Source organism: Stenotrophomonas sp. 21LCFQ19, assembly GCF_056861425.1.
In genome coordinates, this window is the sequence record NZ_JBSPUF010000004.1 from 28,702 (window position 1) to 51,181 (window position 22,480).

At 64.5% G+C, this 22,480-nt stretch carries 21 protein-coding genes; 7 read left to right on the forward strand and 14 right to left on the reverse strand.

What is annotated here, in order from left to right; genetic code table 11:
• Positions 1-29: 29 nt before the first annotated feature.
• The 3 genes from AC13FW_RS05795 (at position 30) to AC13FW_RS05805 (ending at position 3,276) form a co-directional block, all read left to right on the forward strand.
• The gene (locus tag AC13FW_RS05795) at positions 30-1,121 is read left to right on the forward strand and encodes a sensor histidine kinase (protein WP_482988487.1); all 1,092 of its coding nucleotides are present in this window, start codon (positions 30-32) and stop codon (positions 1,119-1,121) included.
• Positions 1,118-1,825: a LytR/AlgR family response regulator transcription factor gene (locus AC13FW_RS05800; protein WP_482988488.1), complete on the forward strand. Its 708-nt coding sequence runs from the start codon at positions 1,118-1,120 to the stop codon at positions 1,823-1,825. The genes AC13FW_RS05795 and AC13FW_RS05800 overlap by 4 nt, the downstream gene beginning before the upstream one ends.
• Positions 1,826-1,938: 113 nt before the next feature.
• Positions 1,939-3,276 (forward strand): acyl-CoA thioesterase/bile acid-CoA:amino acid N-acyltransferase family protein, encoded by a 1,338-nt coding sequence (locus tag AC13FW_RS05805; RefSeq protein ID WP_482988489.1) that lies wholly within the window; start codon positions 1,939-1,941, stop codon positions 3,274-3,276.
• A gap of 7 nt (positions 3,277-3,283) precedes the next feature.
• Here AC13FW_RS05805 and AC13FW_RS05810 read toward each other — a convergent pair whose 3' ends face one another.
• The 6 genes from AC13FW_RS05810 to AC13FW_RS05835 all read right to left on the reverse strand — a co-directional run bounded on the left by AC13FW_RS05810 (position 3,284) and on the right by AC13FW_RS05835 (position 7,680).
• Positions 3,284-3,628: a hypothetical protein gene (locus tag AC13FW_RS05810; RefSeq protein WP_482988490.1), complete on the reverse strand. Its 345-nt coding sequence runs from the start codon at positions 3,626-3,628 to the stop codon at positions 3,284-3,286.
• Entirely contained in the window at positions 3,628-4,410 is a 783-nt protein-coding gene (locus AC13FW_RS05815; protein ID WP_482988491.1) for a thioesterase family protein, read from the reverse strand. The genes AC13FW_RS05810 and AC13FW_RS05815 overlap by 1 nt, the downstream gene beginning before the upstream one ends.
• Positions 4,411-4,443: 33 nt before the next feature.
• Positions 4,444-4,986 (reverse strand): adenine phosphoribosyltransferase, encoded by a 543-nt coding sequence (locus tag AC13FW_RS05820; protein WP_296246299.1) that lies wholly within the window; start codon positions 4,984-4,986, stop codon positions 4,444-4,446.
• Positions 4,987-5,000: 14 nt separating this feature from the next.
• On the reverse strand, positions 5,001-6,563 hold the full coding sequence (locus AC13FW_RS05825; protein ID WP_482988492.1) for a protein adenylyltransferase SelO: 1,563 nt from the start codon (positions 6,561-6,563) through the stop codon (positions 5,001-5,003).
• Positions 6,564-6,614: 51 nt separating this feature from the next.
• The gene (locus tag AC13FW_RS05830) at positions 6,615-7,307 is read right to left on the reverse strand and encodes a glutathione S-transferase family protein (protein WP_482988493.1); all 693 of its coding nucleotides are present in this window, start codon (positions 7,305-7,307) and stop codon (positions 6,615-6,617) included.
• Positions 7,308-7,470: 163 nt separating this feature from the next.
• Positions 7,471-7,680: a cold-shock protein gene (locus AC13FW_RS05835; RefSeq protein WP_054659637.1), complete on the reverse strand. Its 210-nt coding sequence runs from the start codon at positions 7,678-7,680 to the stop codon at positions 7,471-7,473.
• Positions 7,681-7,989: 309 nt separating this feature from the next.
• Here AC13FW_RS05835 and AC13FW_RS05840 point away from each other — a divergent pair, with 309 nt between their 5' ends.
• Positions 7,990-8,475, forward strand: a complete 486-nt coding sequence (locus AC13FW_RS05840) for a YaiI/YqxD family protein (protein WP_482988494.1) — start codon at positions 7,990-7,992, stop codon at positions 8,473-8,475.
• A 3-nt stretch (positions 8,476-8,478) separates the two neighbouring features.
• Here AC13FW_RS05840 and AC13FW_RS05845 read toward each other — a convergent pair whose 3' ends face one another.
• A complete protein-coding gene (locus AC13FW_RS05845) occupies positions 8,479-9,348 on the reverse strand; it encodes a pseudouridine synthase (RefSeq protein ID WP_482988495.1) in 870 nt (289 codons plus the stop codon).
• A 63-nt stretch (positions 9,349-9,411) separates the two neighbouring features.
• Between AC13FW_RS05845 and AC13FW_RS05850 the strand changes: the two genes are divergently transcribed.
• The 3 genes from AC13FW_RS05850 to AC13FW_RS05860 all read left to right on the forward strand — a co-directional run bounded on the left by AC13FW_RS05850 (position 9,412) and on the right by AC13FW_RS05860 (position 13,436).
• On the forward strand, positions 9,412-9,960 hold the full coding sequence (locus tag AC13FW_RS05850; RefSeq protein ID WP_296246312.1) for a YaeQ family protein: 549 nt from the start codon (positions 9,412-9,414) through the stop codon (positions 9,958-9,960).
• Between the two features lie 6 nt (positions 9,961-9,966).
• Positions 9,967-11,157 (forward strand): BaiN/RdsA family NAD(P)/FAD-dependent oxidoreductase, encoded by a 1,191-nt coding sequence (locus AC13FW_RS05855; RefSeq protein ID WP_296246314.1) that lies wholly within the window; start codon positions 9,967-9,969, stop codon positions 11,155-11,157.
• A gap of 209 nt (positions 11,158-11,366) precedes the next feature.
• On the forward strand, positions 11,367-13,436 hold the full coding sequence (locus AC13FW_RS05860; protein WP_482988496.1) for an EAL domain-containing response regulator: 2,070 nt from the start codon (positions 11,367-11,369) through the stop codon (positions 13,434-13,436).
• Positions 13,437-13,748: 312 nt separating this feature from the next.
• Here AC13FW_RS05860 and fabV read toward each other — a convergent pair whose 3' ends face one another.
• The 7 genes from fabV to AC13FW_RS05895 all read right to left on the reverse strand — a co-directional run bounded on the left by fabV (position 13,749) and on the right by AC13FW_RS05895 (position 22,443).
• Positions 13,749-15,008, reverse strand: a complete 1,260-nt coding sequence (gene fabV / locus AC13FW_RS05865) for an enoyl-ACP reductase FabV (protein WP_482988497.1) — start codon at positions 15,006-15,008, stop codon at positions 13,749-13,751.
• Between the two features lie 189 nt (positions 15,009-15,197).
• Positions 15,198-16,166 (reverse strand): protein translocase subunit SecF, encoded by a 969-nt coding sequence (gene secF / locus AC13FW_RS05870; RefSeq protein ID WP_282271728.1) that lies wholly within the window; start codon positions 16,164-16,166, stop codon positions 15,198-15,200.
• Positions 16,167-16,227: 61 nt separating this feature from the next.
• Positions 16,228-18,072 (reverse strand): protein translocase subunit SecD, encoded by a 1,845-nt coding sequence (gene secD, locus AC13FW_RS05875; protein WP_481533393.1) that lies wholly within the window; start codon positions 18,070-18,072, stop codon positions 16,228-16,230.
• Between the two features lie 57 nt (positions 18,073-18,129).
• Complete coding sequence (gene yajC, locus AC13FW_RS05880; protein WP_282271731.1) at positions 18,130-18,459, reverse strand: preprotein translocase subunit YajC; 330 nt, start codon at positions 18,457-18,459, stop codon at positions 18,130-18,132.
• 126 nt (positions 18,460-18,585) lie between these two features.
• Positions 18,586-19,725, reverse strand: coding sequence for a tRNA guanosine(34) transglycosylase Tgt (tgt, locus tag AC13FW_RS05885; protein WP_282271735.1), 1,140 nt, complete (start codon positions 19,723-19,725; stop codon positions 18,586-18,588).
• A 74-nt stretch (positions 19,726-19,799) separates the two neighbouring features.
• Entirely contained in the window at positions 19,800-20,801 is a 1,002-nt protein-coding gene (locus AC13FW_RS05890; protein WP_482988498.1) for an ABC transporter ATP-binding protein, read from the reverse strand.
• Complete coding sequence (locus tag AC13FW_RS05895) at positions 20,791-22,443, reverse strand: ABC transporter permease (RefSeq protein WP_482988499.1); 1,653 nt, start codon at positions 22,441-22,443, stop codon at positions 20,791-20,793. Before AC13FW_RS05895 ends, AC13FW_RS05890 begins: the two co-directional genes overlap by 11 nt.
• Positions 22,444-22,480: the final 37 nt, after the last annotated feature.

A 22,480-nucleotide genomic window follows, 5' to 3' on the forward strand; every position in this document is an offset into this window, starting at 1 on the left:
CCGGCCCAGCCCGGCGCTTGAGCGCACACATGACTTTCCAGCCGGACACCCGCTCTTCCAGCATTGCGGCTGATACGCACGCCACTGCCTTTCCGTGGCGTGCGGTATCTGCGGGTTGGCTGCTGATGATCTTGGTCACCCTGCCGGCAGTACAGCTCACCGGCCCCTCCCCTGGCAGTCTGGCTCCCGTCGAGCTGATGCGTTCCCTGCTGTTCCTGCTTGGCATCTACAGCCCCTGGCTGCTGGCAACGCCTGGTCTTTGGCGGCTGTGCGCACGCTGGCCACTGGGCATGGGCCGCGATGCCCGGGCAGCGGGCAAGCTGCTGGCCGCCGGCATTGGCATCATTCCGGCGCTGTCGCTGATGGGCTGGATGTTTGGCTACTACCTCTCGCAGCTGGCGCTGCCCCGCGCGCTGCCCGACAGCTGGCTGCATGCGGTTGTCGCCACCAGCCTGTTCGCGCTCCCAACCTATGTTGCTGTCATCAGCATCGGCCAGGCACTGACCTATATCCGCCGCTATCGCCGCCGTGGCGAGCTGCTGGCGCAGGCGCGCGAGCAAGCCTTGCGGGCACGCCTGAATCACCACTTCCTGTTCAACGCACTCAATGCGATCGGCGCGCTGGGTTATCGCGATGCAGAGCGCGCCGACGCTGCCTTGGCGCAGCTGGGTGAGTTGTTGCGCAACCTGCTGCAGAGCGAACCCTTCGTCGCCCTGCGCGAGGAAGTGGCGCAGGCGATGGCCTTCATCGAACTGCAGCGACTGCTGCAGCAACAGCCAGTGCAGGTGCGACTGCAGGCCAGCGCCGATGCTTGGGATGCGCGCGTGCCCAGCCTGCTGCTGCAGCCATTGATCGAGAACGCCGTGCGCTTCGCCAGCACCTCGGACACAGACGACGCCACGATCAGCCTGCAGTTCGAGTCGCGCGATGATCTGCTTCACCTGCAGATCCGCAACCCGCTTGGCGACGCTGCCGCCGGCATGGGAATTGGCCTGCAAGCCAGCCGCGAACGCCTGCAGGCGATTTACGGCGAACGTGCCACGCTGCACGCGCAACGCGACGCTGCGCACTTCCAGGTCAGCATCCAGTTACCACTTGCCAGCAGCGAGCCCGCAGCATGATCCGCACCCTGCTGATCGACGACGTCGCACTGGCCCGCGAAAAACTGCGCCACCTGCTGGACGCACATGCGGATATCCAGATCGTCGGCGAAGCGCCCAGCATCGCCCAGGCCCGTTCGCTGCTGGCTGCCGAACCGGTCGAGCTGTTGTTGCTGGACATCCAGCTGCCCGATGAAGACGGCCTGCAGCTCGCGCGCAGCCTGGCTGCACCTGCACCGGCGATCATCTTCACCACCGCCCATGCAGAACATGCGTTGGCCTCCTACGAACTGGGCGCGGTCGACTATCTGCCCAAGCCACTGGATGCCAACCGTCTTGCCGTCGCACTGGACCGGCTGCGCAGGCATCTGGCACGCGAGACCCCCAACCCGCTGGCACCGCTATGCATCCGCAATGGCAGCCGCAGCGACTACGTATCACCGACCGACATCGACTACATCGACAGCGCCGGCCACTATGCCTGCCTGCATGTCGGCAAGCAGGTGCACCTGTTGCGCGAGAGCATTGGCCGGCTCGCCGAGCAGCTGGCGCCGGCCGGCTTCGTGCAGGTACAGCGCGCGGTCATCGTCAATTGCGCACGGGTGCGCTGTCTGCTGCCACGCCGCAATGGCGATGCGACGCTGGAACTGCTGGATGGCACCCAGCTGCCGCTGAGCCGGCTGCACCGCGACGCCTTCGAAGCAAAGATGGGCAAGGCCGGCTGAGACGCACGGCTCATGCCACGCCCGGCACGGCCTGCGCCATTGATGGCATCCAGCTGTTCCGTTGCATTTCCAGCAGCGGCAACATCGCGGGCCGCTTCTCGTTCACAACACCCATGCTCAAGCATCTCCTGCTTCCGCTGCTGCTCAGCTGCAGCTCCCTGGCCTATGCCGCCGAACTGCGCGTACATCCCGTGGACGGTCCAGCCGATCAACCGGTGCAGATCAGCGTAGCCGGGCTGCTGCCAAGCCAGGCCGTGAAACTGCAGCTTTCCATGCAGGACAGCAGCGGCAACCGCTGGCTGGCGCACGCCAACTACCGTGCCGATCACAACGGCATCGCCGATACCGCCACGGCTGGCGCCGAGGCCGGCAGCTACGCAGGTGTCGATGCAATGGGGCTGTTCTGGTCGATGCAGCCAGCGGCCGGAAAGGGCAGACCCACCCCACTGCCGATGCGCAACGAACCCGACGGCCTGCGCTATACGCCGGTAGCGATGCAACTGGAGGCCTTCGTCGAGGGCGAGCGGATCGCTCAGCAGACGCTGTTGCGGCGGATCAACGCGGCCGACGTCGTTGCCACGCCTTTGCAATTGCAAGGAGTGGTCGGCAATCTCTATCACCCCGCTGGTGCGCTGGACGATGGCCGCCGCCATCCTGTCGTGATCACCTTGGGCGGCGCCGAAGGCGGCATCGATACTGCGAATCTGTATGCCGCCTGGTTGGCGTCCAACGGTTTCGTCGCTGTGGCTGTTGCCTATTACCGGATGCCCGGACTGCCCAAGGATCTGGTTCGCGTACCGATCGACCCGGTCAGCACCACGGTCGACTGGCTGCGCACCCAGCCCTTTGCCGGCAAGGTCGGGGTGATGGGGGGTTCCTGGGGTGGCATCGTGGCGATGGCGGCCGCAGTGCATGATCCGCGCCTGCAGGCAGCGGTGTCATGGGTAGGCAGCCCTGCGCCATTCCGCGGCATCCGCCGTGATGTGTCGCCGGCAGATTTCCGCGCCGTGGACGAGCCCGCATTGCGCGTTGGTGGCCGCGACCTGCCATTCCTGCCCTATGTGGAACAGCTCAACTGGAATCAACCTGGCGCGCACGCGGCAACATTGGAGCAGGCGATGCTGCCGATCGAACGCATCAACGGCCCGCTGCTGCTGGTCGCGGGTGGTGACGACCAGCTCGGTGTTTCCGGCGAGATGGCGGCATTGGCGATGCAACGCCTGAAGCGCCGCAGCGCACCGCAAGCGGACGCCCTGCTGTACTACTCCGACGCAGGTCACCTGATCACGCCCTTCCTGCAGCCGACCACCTTCCGCAGCGACACCGGCCCATACATCCCGGTTGGCGGCACTGCCGAAGGCTATGCCCGCGCCGACCGGGAAAGCGGCCCGGCAGTGTTGGCATTCCTGCGGCAGGCGCTGACCGAAGGCGACATCCAGCTGACTCGCTGAACCCGCTTCAGGCAGCGCGAGCGCGCAGCGTCACCCGGAATGCCGCGGCAACAACCGCTACGCTGGCTGCGCCAAACAGCGACAGCGCAGTGGCCTCGCCGACGCCACGATGGATCAGCAGCAGGTACACGCCGATGCAGCTTGCCTGTGCAAACAATGGCCAGGCAATACGGCGCAAACCACGACGGAACACGCGCCAGGCCAACACCGCGCTCAGCAGCCAGCCGCCGGCGAACGCCAGCGGGTCCAGTGCTGGCGAGAATTCATAGACATTGCAGATCACGAACCACGCGCTCCAGCCCAGCATCGCCAGCAGCAGCGCCAGTCCACCCAACACCCGCAGGGCGCGCATCAGGCAAACACCGCCACGCTCTGGCGGCCGCGCATCACCACCCGGCCCTGCTCATCCCAGGCCTGCATGTCCTGCGACGAATAACCGTCACCCGCATGCTGGCTGAAGGAACGCAGCAGGAACCATTCGCCCTCCGGCGAAGGATCAAGCAGCTCAACGTTCCAGGTGACCGAGCTGATCGGCGCAGCAGCTCGGAAACTGGTGAATGCCGCCGGCGGCATCGCATCGCCCATCGCGATCAGGGCTACCGCCGGGTCTACCCCGTCGGCGTCGCGATGGCGGATCCAGGTCAGCAGCTCGGGAATCTCCGCAGCCGACACCGGCATCGCGCCACCGGCAGGACGCATCTGGAAGTTCTGGGTAAAGGCCGGCGCGAACGGCATCGCCGCCATGTCGAAATCGCGGTACGCGGCAGGCCCCTGGGCCGGGAGTTCGCCACCGAAATCATGCGCAACCGCGCTTTCGCGGGCGCGGCCAAACACCAATGACAAGCGCGCCGCCAAGGCATCGTCGGAGAACACATCCACGCCGACATTCACCACCGACTTGCCCTCGCGCAGGACCGCCGGCACGAAACGCAGCAGGCCGGCTGCAGGCCCGATGAAGGTCACCTGCATCGCGCGCAATGGCGGCAACGCACCTGCATGGCTTTGCATCGCCGCGGCAAGCGCCAGCGCACTGAGCACGCCGCCGTAGGCGGTGCGTCCTTGTCGCCAACTGTCAGGGAGCAGCAGCCCTTGTTCACCATCGAAGGAAGACAGCAGCTCGCTCAACGTCGGCATTCGGGACTCCGCGGATTGGGGTGGATCAGGTACTCAATAAACCAGTGTAGCGGCCAGCGGCAAACCATCAGGCCAGCGCTCACGGCCGCCCAGTCCGTCCAGCTCCACCAGCACCGCGCCGCCAACAACCTGCGCCTCAAGCTGCGCAGCCAACTGCAAGGCGGCAAGCAAGGTGCCGCCGGTGGCCAGCACGTCATCGACCAGCAGCACGCGCGCGCCCGGCGGGGTTGCGCCGACGCTGACTTCGATGCGATCGGTGCCGTACTCCAGCGCGTATTCCTGCTTCAGCGTTGCGCCCGGCAGCTTGCCCGGCTTGCGCACCGGCACGAAGCCCACGCCCAGTTCCAGGGCCAGCGCGGTACCCAGAATGAAACCGCGCGCCTCCACGCCCAGCACCGCATGCAGGCCTGCGTCACGCCACGGCTCGGCCATGGCCTGCACGGCGGCACGGAAGCAGGCGCCATCGCCCAGCAGCGGGATGATGTCCTTGAACAGGATGCCGGGCTTGGGGAAATCAGCGATGTCGCGGATCGGGCGCGACCATTCGGGGTAGGCAGGAGAAGTCATATCAGTCATTCGTGGAAAGGTGCTCAGGAGCTGCACGACAGCATCGAGCAGCCGGCGCGGTCACGCGCCCATTCCGGGCGCTTGCCGGCAAATGCCTCGCGCCCGGGTTGTTCGTCGTAAGGATGCCGCATCACCTCTAGCAATTCAGCAATCCCGGTCATGTCGCCTTGTTCGGCACGGTCGATGGCCTGCTGGGCCAGCCAGTTGCGCAACACGTATTTGGGATTTGCCGCCTGCATGGCTTCACGACGCTGTTGCGGCGACTGCCCGGCGTCCCGAACCCGCGCTGCATGGCGCTGCAGCCAGTCGGCCAGCGCTGGCAGCACCTGTTCGCGGGCGGCCGGCGAATAGAAGGCCTCCTCCAGCGCGGCGGCCTGCGGCGCGTCGATATCAATGGACGCCAAGGCGCGGAACGCCAGAGTCATATCCATCTCACCGTCCTGCAGCAACTGCTGGAACTGCGTCATCAGCTCGACGTCGCCGTCCCGGTACTCGCCCAGACCAAGCTTGGCGACCAGATGGGCACGTTCTTCGGTTTCAAAGCGTTCGCGGAAGCCGTCCAATCCGGCCTGCAGCGGTGCGACTTCCGCAAACACCGGCGACAGCGCCTGCGCCAATCGCACCAGATTCCAGTACGCCACCTGCATCTGCGTGCCAAAGCGGTAGCGGCGGCCCTGCGCATCGGTGGTGTTCGGCGTCCAGTCCGGATCGTAGTCCTCGACCCAGCCGTAAGGGCCGTAATCCAGGGTCAAACCCAGAATGGACATGTTGTCGGTGTTCATCACCCCGTGTACGAAGCCGACCCGCATCCACTGCGCGACCATCACCGCGGTACGCGTGCAGACCTGCGCGAACCAGTCGGCGTACAGCGCCTCGCCACTGCCCTGCAACTCGGGGTAATCACGGGCGATGCAGAAATCGACCAGTTGCCGCAGCAGCGCGACATCACCGCGCGCCGACGGCAGCTCGAATGTGCCGAAGCGGATGAACGACGGTGCGACCCGGCACACCACCGCACCGGGTTCGGCCTGCGGATGGCCGTCGTAGAACATGTCACGCATCACCGCCTCGCCGGTGCCGACCAGGCTCAATGCGCGGGTGGTGGGCACACCGAGATGATGCATGGCCTCGGAGCACAGGAACTCGCGCAGTGAAGAGCGCAGCACCGCACGCCCGTCAGCACCGCGCGAATACGGGGTTGGGCCAGCTCCTTTGAGTTGCAGTTCCCAGCGCTTGCCGCCGGCCAGCAACTCCCCCAAGGAGATGGCGCGGCCATCGCCGAGCTGCCCGGCCCAATGACCGAACTGATGGCCTCCGTAATTGGCGGCCCACGGCTGCATGCCGGCGAACAAGGCATTGCCGCCAAAGACCTCCGCAAACTCCGGGCTGGCAATCGTTGCCGGGGCGAAGCCAAGCAGGTCTGCGACCTCAGCCGAGTGCGCCAGCAAGCGCGGTGCAGCCACCGGCGTCGGCATCACAGCCGACCAGGCGGCACCCAGCACCTCGCGGCGGCGCGCGCCGGTTTCAGGATCACCGGGCAGCTCGCGCTGGAAGCGGTTATCAAATAGCGGGGGCGTGTCGTTCATCATCTGAAAGTGGGGACTGCCGGGCCATGCTGCAAGCGTGGCCCATTGTGCTCAACGAGCACCGCCGATCAGATCCAGCGCGCCGCCACGCTGCTCGGCACGCTGATAGGCCGGCCGCTCGGCGATGCGGGCCAGGAAAGCCTGCAGCTTCGGATAGTCGGTCATGGGACCAGCGCGGACTGCCGCCGCCTGGACCGGGAAACTCATCTGGATGTCAGCCGCACTGAAACGCTCGCCGGCAAACCAGGTGGATTCGCCCAAGGCCTGCTCCATCCAGCCCAGGTGCAGACGCAGCTGCGGGCTGATGAAGCTCTTCATCACCTTGTCGACGATGCTGTGGGCAATCGGCTTGGCGAAAAATGGCAGCGGTGCCTTGCGCACTTTCGCGAACACCAGGCTCATCACCAGCGGCGGCATCGCCGAGCCTTCGGCGTAGTGCATCCAGTAGTGATAGTGCAGGCGTTCCGGCGCATCCACTGGCAGGGGCTGTGGCGACAGGTTGCGCTGCAGGTCATAGCGGTCAGCCAGGTATTCCAGGATGGCCCCGGATTCGGCCAGGATCAGTGCGCCGTCCTGCAGCACCGGAGATTTGCCGAGCGGATGCACCTTGCGCAGTTCCGGCGGCGCCAGCCAGGTCTTGGGGTCACGCTTGTAGCTGACCACGTCGTAGGCCAGGCCCAACTCTTCCAGCATCCACAGCACGCGCTGCGAACGCGATTGTTCCAGATGGTGCACGGTGATCATCGCTGGCTCCAATGTCATTCAATCGACACGAGACAACATCCTAGCCAACACCTGCAGAACGCAGCGTCAGTGCAAGGCGAAGCTCGATGCGAAAACACAAATAAAAACGCCGGAAGCTTTCGCTTCCGGCGTTCCAAGCAACCTTACGGTAGCAAGGGGTCGATTAGACCGCCTGCACCTGGTCAGCCTGCATACCCTTCTGGCCCTGCACGGCGACGAAAGTCACCTTCTGGCCTTCCTGCAGCGACTTGAAGCCGTTGCCCTGGATGGCGCGGAAATGCACGAACAGGTCCGGGCCGCTTTCCGGGGTGATGAAGCCGAAGCCCTTGGCGTCGTTGAACCACTTGACAGTGCCGGTCTGACGATCAGACATGTACTAACTCCTGAAACATAAGTTGAAATAATCGCGGCCACCGGATATCGGGGCCGAGACTGAGTTGCAGGCGTTGGTAAAGCGGATCGATGAGCCGATCAAGAAGATCAACTGCATCAGGCCACGATTCACGGTGACCCTTGCAAGCACAGTGGGATGGACAATACGCCGCTTTGTTCCAAAAAGCGATAATTACCGTATTCAGAAACCAAATTTGATTCAGTTCGTCCATTAAGTCGCTGAAAACAGTCAATTTTCTGACGATAGCCCGGAACCAGCAAAGTCCGAAAATCCAATAGACTGCGCGGCATGAGCCCTGAAGACGCCATTTCCGCCACTCCTTCTCCCACCCGGATCTGGGTCGATGCCGATGCCTGCCCCGTGGTGATCAAGGAAATCCTGTTCCGCGCCGCCGAACGGGCCAAGGTCGAGACCGTACTGGTCGCCAACCAATGGCTGCGCACCCCGCCCTCGCGCTTCATCCGTGCCATACAGGTGCCGGGTGGGCCGGATGTTGCCGACGACGCCATTGCCGAGCGGGTGAACCCCGGCGACCTGGTCGTTACCCAGGACATTCCGCTGGCAGCGCGTGCGCTGGAGAAAAAAGCCATCGCACTGAATCCGCGCGGTGAGCTCTATACCGCCAATACCATCGCCGAGCGGCTATCGGTGCGCAACTTCATGGAAGAACTGCGTGGTGCTGGCGTTCAGACCGGCGGTCCTGCCACCTTGCACGCGCGTGACCGCCAAGCCTTTGCCGGCCAGCTCGACCGCTGGCTCGCGCAACGGCGCTGAAGCTCACACCAGCTCACGCGCACTGCGGAATTCCCGCTGCCGGCCGCTGAGCGGATCCACGAAGGCCAAGCGCCGCGCCAACAGTTGCAGCGGCTGCCGGTAGTCCTCCGGCGCGCGCTCGATTACCTGCGGGTAAATGTCGTCACCGATGATGGGCGCTCCCAGCGCCGCCATGTGCACACGCAGCTGGTGCTTGCGCCCAGTCACCGGCTCCAACGCGTAATGCCACACATCGCCACGCCGCTCGATCACATCCACCCGGCTCAGGGCATTGGCCTCGCCCCCCAGCTCGGCCATGCGAAAGAACGGTTCGCCGCGGCCGATACGACTGTTCCGCTGCAGCGGGAACTGCAGCGTCGGCAGGGCCGGGGCCAGGGCCTCATAGGCCTTGTCGATGCGTCGCTCGGCGAACAGCCGCTGGTAGGCGGCGCGCGTCTGCGGATTGCAGGAGAACAACACCAGTCCCGCAGTGCCACGATCAATCCGGTGCAGCGGCACCAGCTCGCAATCGCCGGTGCTGGCGATCAGTCGCGCGAGCAACGTCTGGCGCACGAAGCGCCCGGCCGGGGTGACCGGCAGGAAATGCGGCTTGTCGACCACCAGCAGGTGTTCGTCCTGGTGCAGGATCTGCTCGGCGAACGGCACCTCCGGCTCGTCGGCGACCTCACGGAAGTACTGGATCTCCTGCCCTGCCCGCCAGGGCTGCGCCGGCAGCAGCGGCTGGCCGTCGCTGCCCAGCACCCGCCCGCGCGCAAAACGGTCGAGCCATTGCGCCTGGCTTACCGCCGGGAAGCGGGCACACAAACCCTCCAACAGGCTGGCCCACGGGCCTGGAGCGAGTTGCAGACGGCTCGGCAGATCTTGGTCAGGCACGTTGAATCGGGTCCGGTGCGGGGCCAGGCATTATGATGGGCGGTCTTTGTACCCGGTATTCCCATGGCCCTCACCGCCACCATCCGCAAGGCCGAGCTGCAGATCAGCGACATGGACCGCGGTTACTACGCGACCCACAACCTGACCCTGGCCCAGCATCCCTCCGAAACCGACGAGCGCCTGATGGTGCGCCTGCTCGCCTTCGCCCTCAACGCCGAGGACCGGCTGGAATTCGGCAAGGGCCTGAGCAGCGAGGACGAACCGGACCTGTGGCAGCTGGACTACACCGGCGACATCGAGCAGTGGATCGATCTGGGCCACCCGGACGAATCACGCGTGCGCAAGGCCTGCAACCGCAGCCGTCGCGTGCAGATCGTCAACTACGGCGGCAATGCCTCCGATATCTGGTGGCAGAAGCAGGGCAAGCACCTGACCCGTTTCAACAACCTGTCGGTGATCGACCTGCCGTCCGCGTTCGTCGAGCGCTGGGGTGAGCAGGTGCAACGCGCGATGCGCTGGAGCGTGCTGATCCAGGATGGCGAGGTCCAGATCCTCAATGATCACATCCAGCTGGACGTGATCCCGGCCTGGCGCAAGCGCCCGGCGGAGTAAGCAGTAGTGGCTGACAAGGTAATCCGCTGCGACGTACTGGTGATCGGCGCTGGCGCCGCGGGGCTGATGTGCGCGCTCACCGCCGGCCAGCGCGGCCGCATCGTGCAGGTGATCGATCATGCCAACAAGGTTGGCAAGAAGATCCTGATGTCCGGCGGCGGCCGCTGCAACTTCACCAATACCGGCACCACCGCAGCCAACTTCATCTCCAACAACCCGCACTTCTGCAAGTCGGCGCTGGCGCGATATACGCCGGCCGATTTCATCGAGATGGTCGAACGCCACGGCATCGCCTATCACGAGAAGGAGCTGGGCCAGCTGTTCTGCGACATTTCCTCCAAGCAGATCGTGAAGATGCTGCTGGACGAGTGCTCCGACGCCGGCGTGCAGATCCGCACCGATTGCGGCGTGCAGCAGATCGAGCGCGGCGCCGATGGCTTCCACGTGCGTACCGCGCAGGGGCAATTCCACAGCGCCTCGGTGGTGATCGCCACCGGCGGGCTGTCGATCCCCAGCATGGGCGCCAGCGGCTTCGGCTACGAGGTGGCCCGCAACTTCGGCCATGAGCTGCTGCCGACGCGTGCCGGGCTGGTGCCGCTGACCCTGAGCGGCACCCACCAGGAACGCTTCGCCGAGCTCAGTGGCGTTGCGTTGCCGGTGGAGGCGCGCTGCAACGGCAAGAGCTTCCGTAACTCGATGCTGATCACCCATCGCGGCATCAGCGGCCCGGCGATCCTGCAGATCTCCTCGTACTGGCAGCCGGGTAATGACCTGCGGCTGGACCTGCTGCCCGATCACGATGCAGCCGAATGGCTGCGGCAGATGAAGCGCGAGCGCGGCGCCTCCGAGCTGCGCACCGTGCTGTCCGAAGTGATGCCGCGGCGGCTGGCCCTGCGCCTGTGCGAGCAATGGCTGAAGGACAAGCCGATGCGGCAGATGGACGAGCCCGAGCTCAAGGCCGCCGCCAGCCTGCTGTCCGATTTCCCGCTGGTCGCCAGCGGCACCGAGGGCTACCGCACCGCCGAAGTCACCCTGGGCGGCGTGGACACGCGCAAGGTGTCTTCCTCGACGATGGAATCGCAACTGGTACCCGGTCTGCACTTTGTCGGCGAGGTACTGGACGTGACCGGCTGGCTGGGCGGCTACAACTTCCAATGGGCCTGGGCCTCTGGACGTGCTGCCGGGATGGCGGTGTAAGCCGATTCATCAATCCGGATTCATCAACTCACCATGCCCGGCACATGCTCGGGCACGGCACCTGCCGGCATGCGCCGCGACCGCTGGCGACAGCGTCCTGACGGCAGCCTTGGGACTACACTCACGGGAGTACGTCACAGGCAAGCGATCTGCGCATAGACGCCAGCGCCGTGCATCGTGTATTAAACCCCGTCCCCCGGGAGTCCTGAATGCAGAACGCCAAAGACATCACCTTGCGCTTGCTGATCGTTGACGACAGTGCCGAGAGCGCCGAGGCCATCGTCAGCACCTTGCGCAACAGCGGCATCGCAGTACGCCCGTCGCGGCCGCAAAGCGTCGAGGAGCTGAGCCAGACGCTGAGCCAGCCCATCGACCTGGTGCTGGCGGCCAACTCTTACGTTATTCCGCAACTGGTGCTCACCCAGCAGGTCGCGGCCAGCGGCAAGGACATCCCGATGATCCTGCTGACCGACAGCATCGATGCACAGATGCTGCTGGACTCGGCCGCCAATGGCATCCGCGCCATCGCACTTCGCCAGCAACCGGATCACCTGTTGTCGGTGGTGCAGAACGAATGGACGGACCTGCAGGCGCGACGCGGCCTGCGCCGGATCGAGGCACAGATGCGCGAGACCGAGCGCCGCTGCGACGCGCTGATCTCTTCCTCGCGCGATCCCATCGCCTACATCCACGAAGGCATGCACATCCGCGCCAACGAAGCCTATCTGGACATGTTCGGATTCGAGTCGTTCGAGGATGTGGAAGGCATCTCGCTGCTGGACATGGTGGCACCGCAGCATGTGGAGAACTTCAAGCAGCTGCTCAAGTCGCTGAGCAAGGGCGAAGCACCGCCACCGCAGTACGAAGTGCACGCACGCAACCAGGATGGCGACACCTTCCCGGCGACGATGGAATTCACCGCTGCCACGTATGAAGACGAGAGCTGTTTCCAGATCGTGTTCCGGCGCCGCGAAGAGTTTGATCCGGAACTGGCGCGCGAAGTCGAAGCCCTGCGCCAGCGCGACCAGGTCACCGGCCTGCTCAACCGCCCGACCTTCATGGTCCAGCTGGAGAAAGCCGTCGCCCAGGTTGGGCGCAGCGATGGCCAGTATGGCTTCCTGCTGGTAGAGCCGGATCACTACGCGCGCCTGCTGCCCGATATCGGACTGGATTCGGCCGACGCATTGATTGCAGCCCTCGGCCAGAAGCTGGCCCAGGCTATTGGCGAGGACGCGCAGCTGGCGCGTTTTGGCGAGCATAGCTTTGCCCTTCTTACCGAGGGCGATTACACACATACCTCGCAGATGGCTGAGCGGGTACGCGGCGCCTTTGCCTCCTCGGTATTCAGCATCGGCGAGCGCTCGGCCACTGTCACCGTCAGCATCGGCGGCGTGCAGGTGGGCGAGAAGATCGCCAGCGTTGGCCAGGTCCTGAACCGCGCCAATGACTGCGCACGCGCCGCCACTGAACTGGGCGGCAATACCTTCAAGGTATTCGACCCGGGCGCGGCCGACCGCGTCGAGGAAGAGCGCATCCAGAGCTGGGTACAGCGCATCCGCCAAGCGCTGTCCGGCGATGGCTTCCATCTGCGCTTCCGCCCCGTGCTTAACCTGATGGGCGAGCCGATCCAGCTGTACGACACCTCGCTGCAGATGGAAAACAACGGCGAGATGGTGGGCCCGCCCAGCTTCCTGCCGATCGCGCAGGAACATGAACTACTGGCCCCGATCAACCGCTGGGTGGTGGCCAACGCCATCCGCGCGCTGGGTGAGCGCCGCCGCGCGGGTCATCGCACGCACCTGATGGTGCGCATCACCCCGGAGTCCTTCTCCGACCCCGAGCTGCTGACGGTGATCCGCAGCGGCCTGCAGGCCGAAGGCGTGGATGGCGCGCAGCTGTGGCTGCAGATTCCCGAAGCCAAGGTATTCACCCACCTGCGCAATGCGCAGCAATTCCTGGCAGATGTCACTGCGCTGGGCTGCAAGGTTGGCCTGGAGCAATTTGGTTCGGGACTGGATTCGTTCCAGCTGCTGGCCCACTTCCAGCCAGGCTTTCTCAAGCTGGACAGTGCGTTCACCGCTGATCCGGCGTTGGCCAAGGAACAGCTGGAGAAGACCCAGGAGATCACCACCAAGGCGCAGTCTGCCGGCATCTTGACCATCGCCGAGTTCGTGGCGGATGCGTCGACGATGAGCTTGTTGTTCAGCGCTGGCGTGGATTACGTGGAAGGCGATTTTGTCGGGCCGCCGACGGCTCAGATGGATTTTGAGTTTGGTTGATGGGTGATTGGGCTGCGTTCTGACGTTCCGCGCTGGAAGCTGCCCTCACCCCAACCCCTCTCCCGCATGCGGGAGAGGGGCTAGCAATCCGCGAGCGCGAGCAATGTCTGCAACCTCAGCTTTAAAGCCTCTCTCCCGCCTGCGGGAGAGGGGCTAGCAATCCGCGAGCGCGAGCAATGTCTGCAACCTCAGCTTTAAAGCCTCTCTCCCGCCTGCGGGAGAGGGGTTGGGGTGAGGGGAAGCTCCTAGCTAGAGATGCAAAAAAGAAGGCCGCGCAAAGCGCGGCCTTTTCACACACAAAAACGCAAAAACTCAGACCTCAACAATCCCCGGAATAGCCACATCCGGATTCACATCGGCTTCGTAATCCACGCCATCGATGCCGAACCCGAACAGGCGCAGGAAGTCGGCCTTGTAGCCGGCCAGGTCGCTGATCTCGTACAGGTTCTCGTTGGTCACCTGCGGCCACAGCTCCAGTACCTTGCCCTGCACTTCCGGCGCCATTTCCTTGTAGTCCGCACGCAGGCGGCCTTCGCCGTCGACCAGCGCGATCTCGCGGCCCTGCGCGTCCTGCAACTGCTGGCGGATGTGGTCAGCCGCGTTGGCGCCGCCCTGCGGGCCGTTGTACAGAATGTCGTACAGGGTGTCGAGCTGCTCGATGCAGCCTTCGTGCGTACCCTGCTCTTTCATCACCTTGAACAGCAGCGACAGATACAGCGGCATGGTCGGGATCGCCGAGCTGGCCTGGGTCACAACAGCCTTCAGCACCGACACACGCGCATCGCCGCCCAACCCCTGCAACTTGTCACGGATGGCCAGCACCTTGGCATCCAGATCCTTCTTGGCAGCGCCGATCGAACCATTCCAGTAAATGGCCTGGGTGATCTCCTCGCCGACATAGGTGAACGCGGTGGTGGTGGCACCCGGCGCCAGCACGCCAGCATCAAGCAGCGCGTCGATCCACATCTGCCAGTCTTCGCCACCCATGACCTGCACGGTGCCGGCGATCTCCTCAGCCGTTGCCGGCTGCAGCGTGGTTTCGGTCAGCACTTCCTTGTCGGTGTCCAGGCCACGCAAGGTGATCGGCGCGCCGATCGGCTTCAGCGTGGAGCTGATGATCTCGCCGGTCTTGGGATGCTTGCGACGCGGCGCAGCGAGGCTGTAGACCACCTGATCGACCTGACCCAGGTCAGCCTTGATGATCTCGATGACCTTCTGCTTCACCTCGTCGGAGAACGCATCGCCATTGACGCTGCGCGCATACAGACCCGCCTGGTGTGCGTACTTCTCGAATGCGGCGGAGTTGTACCAACCCGCCGTACCCGGCTTGGTCTCGCTGCCCGGGCGCTCGAAGAACACGCCAAGGGTGGCGGCATCGCTGCCAAACGCAGCCTTGATGCGGGCGGCCAGACCGTAACCGGTGGAGGCACCGAGCACCAGCACCTTCTTCGGGCCATTGGCCAGCTTGGGCTGGGCCTTGATGTAATCGATCTGTTCCTTGACCGCCGCATCGCAACCAGTCGGATGGGTGGTGACGCAGATGAAGCCGCGCACACGCGGTTTGATGACCATGAAAACCTCGGTTGGCTAAACAGAAGACAGCAGCACAAGCAGTTTGCGCGCTGAACCGGGAGGATCGTAGTGCGCTGCCGCATCGAAAACAACCGACGCCACCGCATGGACCTCCCTGCCCCCGCGTGGATTGCAGGCAAAAGAAAAGCCGCGCGGGGCGCGGCTTTTCAGCAAGGCAGTGCGAGTCCGTCAGGGACGACGGGCCAGCTCTTCCTCGTCCTTGGCCTTGGGCAGCAGATCCTGCTTGGTGACCTTGAACGGACCAATGCTCAGCAGCGGCACGGCCACGATGATCGAGGAGATGACCACGATCACGGCACCCACCATGTGGGTTTCGGCCAGGCCTTCCATCGACTCGCCACCGAACATATACAGCGCCAGTGCGGACAGGAAGAACAGCACCGCGGTGATCACCGTACGCGACAGCGTCTGGTTGATCGAGCGGTTAAGCACTTCCAGCGGCTCAACGCGCAGGCTGCGGAAGTTTTCGCGCACACGGTCGAACACCACGATGATGTCGTTGATGGCAAAACCCATCACCGACAACATACCGGCCAACACGGTCAGGTCGAACTCGCGACCGAGCAGCGACATGTAGGCAACCGTCAGGATCAGGTCGAAGAACGCAGTGATGCTGGCGACGATGGCGAACTTCCATTCGAAGCGGGCAGCGATGTAGATCAGGAAGCCGATGACCATGAACAGCGTGGCGTAGATGCCGTTCATCGCCAGGTCCTTGCCGACCTGCGGGCCGACGAACTCGCCCGGCTGCACGGTAGCGACGTTGTCCGCCGCAGTCACCGCAACACGGACATTCTCGGCAACCGTCTGCGCTGCATCGGCGGCATTGTTGTGCTCGCCGTCCGGCGGCAGGCGGATCATCAGGTCATTGCCGCCACCGACGCTCTGCACCTGGGCGTTCTCGAAGCCAGCCTTCTCCAGACGCTCGCGCACCGTGTCGGCGTTGATGCTCTTCTCAAAATGCGTGCGCACAACCGTGCCGCCGGTGAACTCCAGCGCGTAGTTGAAGCCCTTGAAGCCGATGATGGCGAACGAGGCCAGCAGCAACACCACCATGATCGCGAGCACCGGCTTGCGGTGACTCATGAAGTCGATGTTGGTGTCGTTCGGAACGATGTGAAGTGGAAACAGTTTCATGCAAGGAGTTCCTTGGAAAACCCGCACCGGTCAGGTGCGGGTTTCTGCGAAGAGGTTCGCGTCAGATGGCCACGGAGTTCAGCTTCTTGCGCTTGGCGTAGATCAGCGTCGCCAGAGCACGCGACACGGTGATCGCAGTGAACATCGAGGCAAAAATACCGATGATCATGGTCAGCGCGAAGCCCTTCAGCGGGCCGGTACCGAACGCGTACAGCGCCACACCAACAATCAGGCCAGTGAGGTTGGCGTCGAGGATGGTGCCCGAGGCGCGCTCGTAACCCTCCGCGATGGCCTTCTTCGCCGGCATGCCCAGTCGCAACTCTTCACGGATACGTTCGTTGATCAGCACGTTGGCGTCGACCGACAAGCCGACCGACAAGGCCAGGCCGGCGAAGCCCGGCAAGGTCATGGTCGCGCCGAACATCGACATCACCGCCACCACGATCAGCAGGTTGAACAGCAGCGCCACCGAGGTGATCACGCCGAACATGCGGTAGTAGATGGCGAAGAACACCAGGGTGAAGATGAACGAGAACACCACTGCCTTGACGCCGCGGTCCACGTTCTCCTTACCCAGGCTCGGGCCGATCACGTATTCCTCGACGAAGTCCATCGGCGCAGCCAGCGAGCCGGCACGCAGCAGCTTGGCCAGACCGTCGGCTTCGGTCTTCTCCAGGCCGGTGGTCTGGAATTCCTTGCCGAACACGCCATTGATGTTGGCGATGGAGATCACTTCTTCCTTGACCCGGAAGCTGCGCTGCTCCACACCGTTGACCATCGTCACCTGCGGAATCCGCTCGGTGTAGACCACGGCCATCGGCTTGCCGACGTTGGCGCTGGTGAAATCAAACATGCGCTGGCCACCGACGCTGTTCAGCGTCACGCTGACCGACGGAAGGCCGTTCTGGTCAGTGGAGGTCGCCGCCTTGACCATCTGGTCGCCGGTGACGATGGTGCGCTTGTTCAACAGCACCGGCATGCCACGGCGGTCGCGGTAGAGCTTGGCTTCCGGCGGGATGCGGCCGGTATCCACTGCATCCTGCGCGTTGCCATCGACCACGGCGCGGTATTCCAGCGTCGCGGTGGCACCGATCATGCGCTTGGCTTCGGCCGTGTCCTGCACGCCCGGCAGCTCGACCACGATGCGGTCCTCGCCCTGACGCTGGATGATCGGCTCGGCCACGCCCAGTTCGTTGACGCGGTTACGCAGGGTGGTCAGGTTCTGCTCGATGGCGCCGGAGGCGATCTGCAGCATTTCCGCCTGCGGCACGGTGGCGGTGATGCGATCACCACTGACCGAGTAGCTGAAGGTCGGCTGTGCCTTGGCCAGTGCCGCACGTGCCTTGTCGGCATCGGCAGCATTGGTCAGGGCAATGGCGATATCGCTTTCGCCGCGACGCTCTACCGAACGGTAGGACACGCGGTTGTCACGCAGGGTGGTACGCACGTCTTCGGTGAAGGCTTCGAAACGCTTGTCCACCGCGGCCTTCTGGTCCACCTGCAAAGCAAAGTGCACGCCGCCGACCAGATCCAGACCCAGCACCATTGGCTTGCCGCCCAGATTGGCCAGCCAATCCGGCACGGTCGAGGCCAGGTTCAGGGCGACGGTGTAGTTTTCGCCGGCCGTCTCGCGCAGCACCTCATTGGCGCGCGACTGGGCGTCCAGCGAAGCAAGGCGGACGATCAGGTTGTTCTCGCCCTCCTTCTCCACCGACTTGGCGGTGACACCGGCCTCGCCCAGCGCCTTGTTGACGCGCTCTTGCAGCGCATCATCAATCTGCCCACCACGGTTGGCGGTGATCTGAACGGACGGATCCTTCTGGTAGATGTTGGGCAGCGCGTACAGCGCGCTGACCGCCAGAACGATCAGAATCAGGAAGTACTTCCAGCGCGGAAATTCAAGCATTGCAGGATCCTGCGCGACGCCGGTGCGGCGTCACGACGTGACGGAAAGGGATCAGTCTCAGGCGGCGTTCTTCAGCGTGCCCTTGGGCAGGACGTTGCCGACCGAGCCCTTCTGCACGCGGATGCGGACGTTGTCAGCCACTTCCACGGTGATGAAGTTGTCGCCGATGTCGGTGACCACGCCAGCGATGCCGCCGGAGGTCAGCACTTCGTCACCCTTGGCGATCTTCTCCAGCATTGCCTTGTGTTCCTTCTGGCGCTTCATCTGCGGGCGGATCATCAGGAAGTACATCACTGCGATCAGCGCGATGGGCAGCAGGAAGGTACCCATGCCCGGAGCGGCCGGAGCGGCCTGGGCGACGGGGAGCAGGATAGCCATGAGAGTCATTTTGTAATCCTTGATGTTGGGCGGCACCCATGCAGGCCGGATGGCCTGCATCAGTTACCGCGAAACGGGGTCAGCCGTGAAGTATGCCACGCGTCCGGGAACACGTCCCGGACCGTGTGAAGACCGCTACTCCCCCGACAACGCCGGGACACTCAGGCCCCGGGCTGCATAGAAGGACTCGCGGAAGGCCAGGAAGGTTCCCGCCTCGATGGCCGCACGCATGTCGGCCATCAGCTTTTCGTAATAGAACAGGTTGTGCAGCGTGCCCAGCATCGGCGCCAGCATCTCGTTGCAGCGGTCCAGGTGACGCAGGTAAGAGCGGGTATAGCCGCCAGTACAGGCGTGGCAACCACAGCCTGGCTCGATCGGGTTCATGTCCCGCTCGTACTTGGCATTGCGGATGCGAACGGTGCCGAACGAGGTGAAATAGTGGCCATTACGGGCATTACGGGTCGGCATGACGCAGTCAAACATGTCCACGCCGCGGGCCACGCCTTCGACCAGGTCCTCCGGCCGGCCCACACCCATCAGGTAACGCGGACGGTCAGCGGGCAGGATCGGGTGCATGTGATCGAGCATGGCGTTGCGCTCGTGCTCGGGCTCGCCCACCGCCAGGCCGCCGATGGCATAGCCATCAAAGCCGATCTGCTGCAGGCCTTCGGCCGAACGGCTGCGCAGTTCGGTATGTACCCCGCCCTGGACGATGCCGAACAGCGCCGCATCGTTGCCCATGGCGTCATGTGCGTTGCGGCTGCGCTGTGCCCAGCGCAGGCTGAGCTCCATCGACTTGCGCGCCACCGGCTCGGTGGCCGGGTACGGGGTGCATTCGTCGAAGATCATGACGATGTCCGAATCCAGCACCTTCTGGATCTTCATGCTCTCTTCCGGGCCCAGGAAGACCCGGGCGCCGTCGGTCGGCGAGGCGAACGTGACGCCTTCTTCGGTGATCTTGCGGCGATGCGCCAGCGAAAACACCTGAAAACCACCCGAATCGGTCAGGATCGGCCCATTCCACTGGCAGAATCCATGCAGGCCACCGTGGTCGGCAATGACATCCAGGCCCGGGCGCAGGTACAGATGGAAGGTATTGCCGAGGATGATCTCGGCCCCGAGCGCGCGCACCTGCTCTGGCAGCACGCCCTTGACCGAGCCATAGGTGCCGACCGGCATGAACGCCGGGGTCTGCACGGTGCCGCGCGGGAAGGACAGCTGGCCACGGCGGGCGCGGCCATCGGTGTTCTGGAGCTTGAACTGCAATCTGGACATGGAAGCATTGAGGCGTCAGTTGCGCCAATTGTCGCGGATATGGGCCTGCAGGGCGAACTTTGTACCCGGAACAGTCAGTCGGGGAAGCGAACCGGCGCGGGATCGTGCCAGGCCAGGCCAACCTCGGCACCAATATCCGGCAGCTGGCCAGGGCCGAAGTCCAGCTCCAGCCGCTCACCGCCCGCCAAGCGCACCCAGCCGCTGCTGCCCGGCCCGCGGAACACCACGCCCTCGACCCGCGCACGCAGTGCCGCGGCCGGGTCCAACAGCAGGCTGTGTGGGCGCACCAGCACCCGCCCTCCCCCAACCATGCCGAGCTGCGCCGCCTGGATCAGCGCTCCGCGACCGATGAAACCGGCGACGAACGGATCCTGCGGCGCCTGATACAGCGCTTGGGCGCTGCTCCACTGCAGCAGGCGCCCTTCATGCATGACGCCGATGCGATCAGCCATGGCGAAGCCCTCACTCTGGTCATGGGTCACCATCAGCACCGTGGTGCCGGCCGCCTTGAGCAGGTCACGCAGTTCGCCAGCGAGCCGCTGACGGGTATCCACGTCCAGGTTCGAGAACGGCTCGTCCAGCAGCAACAGGTCCGGTGCCGGCGCCAGTGCGCGCGCCAACGCTACGCGCTGCTGCTGGCCACCAGACAATTCATGCGGGTAGCGCAGCTCCAGGCCTGGCAAGCCCACGTACTGCAACAAAGCCTGGACCCGGGCCTTCCGCTTGGCACGTTGCAGGCCACGCAGACCAAAGCCGATGTTCGCCGCCACGTCCAGGTGCGGAAACAGCGCGTAATCCTGGAACATCATCCCAACCCTGCGCTGCTCAGCCGGCAGCGCCCGCTGCGGCGCAGCGAGCTGCCGCCCGGCGAGCACGATGCCGCCCTGCTGCAGCGGCTCAAAGCCGGCAATGCTGCGTAGCACCGTGGTCTTCCCGCAGCCGGACGCGCCCAGCAGGCATCCGATCTCGCCACGACCGAGCTGCAACGACAAGCCCTCCACCACCGGTTTGAAACCGCCCGCGACGGGATAGCCAATATGCAGGTCTTCCAATAGCAGCTGTGCGTCAACGTGCATCTTCAACTCCATAGGCCGCGCCTGCGCGCGCCAGCAGGATCACCGGCAGCAGGCCACTGGCGACAATCAACAAGGCCGCCACCGCGCCTTCTTCATACGTCCCGCGCGCAGCCTCGGCATACAACCATGTCGCGAGTGTTTCGAAATTCATTGGCCGCAGCACCAGGGTGGCCGACAACTCCTTCATCGTATCGACGAATACCAGCAGCGCGGCAGCGGCCAAGGCCGGGCGCAGCAGCGGCAGATGCACCCGTCGCAACATCCCCGCTGCACCCTCGCCCAGACTCGCTGCAGCCTGATCCAACGACAGCGGAATGCGCGCCAAGCCCGCCTCGATCCCGCCCACCGATACCGCAAGAAAGCGCAGCGTATACGCCAGCACCAACACGGTCACCGAACCCATCAACAGCATCTGCGGCTGACCGCCAAGCAGCACCAGCAGTCGGCTGGCCACGGCATCCACCCCGCCCAGCGGCAACAACAAGCCGATCGCCAGCACCGTGCCGGGGATCGCATAGCCCAGCGTGGCAGTGCGACTGCTGGCCATGGCCAGGGCGTTACGCCGCCGCGCCTGCGCCAGCCGCAATGCCCACGCAACCAACAACCCCAGCGCCATCGCCACAACCGTTGCCAACAAGGCAACCCGCAAGGTGTTCCACAGCGCAACCAGCAACTGCGGCGAGAAACCAGCAACCTGCAGGCGCTCAACCGCCTCCCAGAGCAGATAGGCCGCCGGCACCACAAAGCCCAGCAGCACCGGCAGCAACCCCAACAGCAACGCAAGCAGGCCACGCGCGCCGCGCAGCTGCAACGGCTGCAACGGGCGTGGCCGCAGTACGCTGGCGTAGCGCTGCCGGCGCCGACCATAGCGCTCCAGCGTCAGCAACAACGCCACCACCCCGAGCATCGCCAACGCGATCTGGGCCGCGCCCGCCAGATCGCCACGACTTACCCAGGTGGTGTAGATCGAAACAGTGAGGGTCTGCACGCCGAGGAATTCGGAGGCCCCGATATCGTTGAGGGCTTCCAGCAAGGCCAGTGCCACGCCTACTGCGATTGCAGGTCGCGCCAACGGCAGCGCCACCCGCCAGAACACCTGCAGCGGCGTGGCCCCCAGGCTGCGCGCCGCTTCAAGCAAGCCCGCCGCCTGGGTCATGAACAAGGCGCGGGTCGTCAGGTACACATAGGGATAGAGCACGAAGCCCAGCAGCACGATGCAGCCAAGCAGATGACGGATATCCGGCAGGCGGAACTGGCGGGAACTGTCATAGCCCAGCAGGTCGCGGATCAGCCCCTGCACCGGGCCAAGCGGGTGCAGCACGTCCAGATAGGCAAAGGCGGCGATGTACGTTGGCACTGCCAAGGGCAGCAACAACGCCCAAGCCAGCATCTTGCGCCCAGGAAACGCAAACGCCGTCACCAGCCACGCGCCACCCGTACCCAGCACTACGACCAAGACGCCGACGCCCAGCAACAACAGCCCGGTATTGAGCAGCGCGGTCGGCAGCACATTGGCCGATAGATGCGCCCACAGCCCGGCACTGCCATCGCTCGCCGCCCACGCCAAGCCCAGCACCGGCGCCAACATCAGCACCGCCACCGATACCGCGCCCAGCAGCCAGGGATTCCATCGCCACGTCATCAAGCACTATCCATCGCGAAACAACGGGCCGACACCG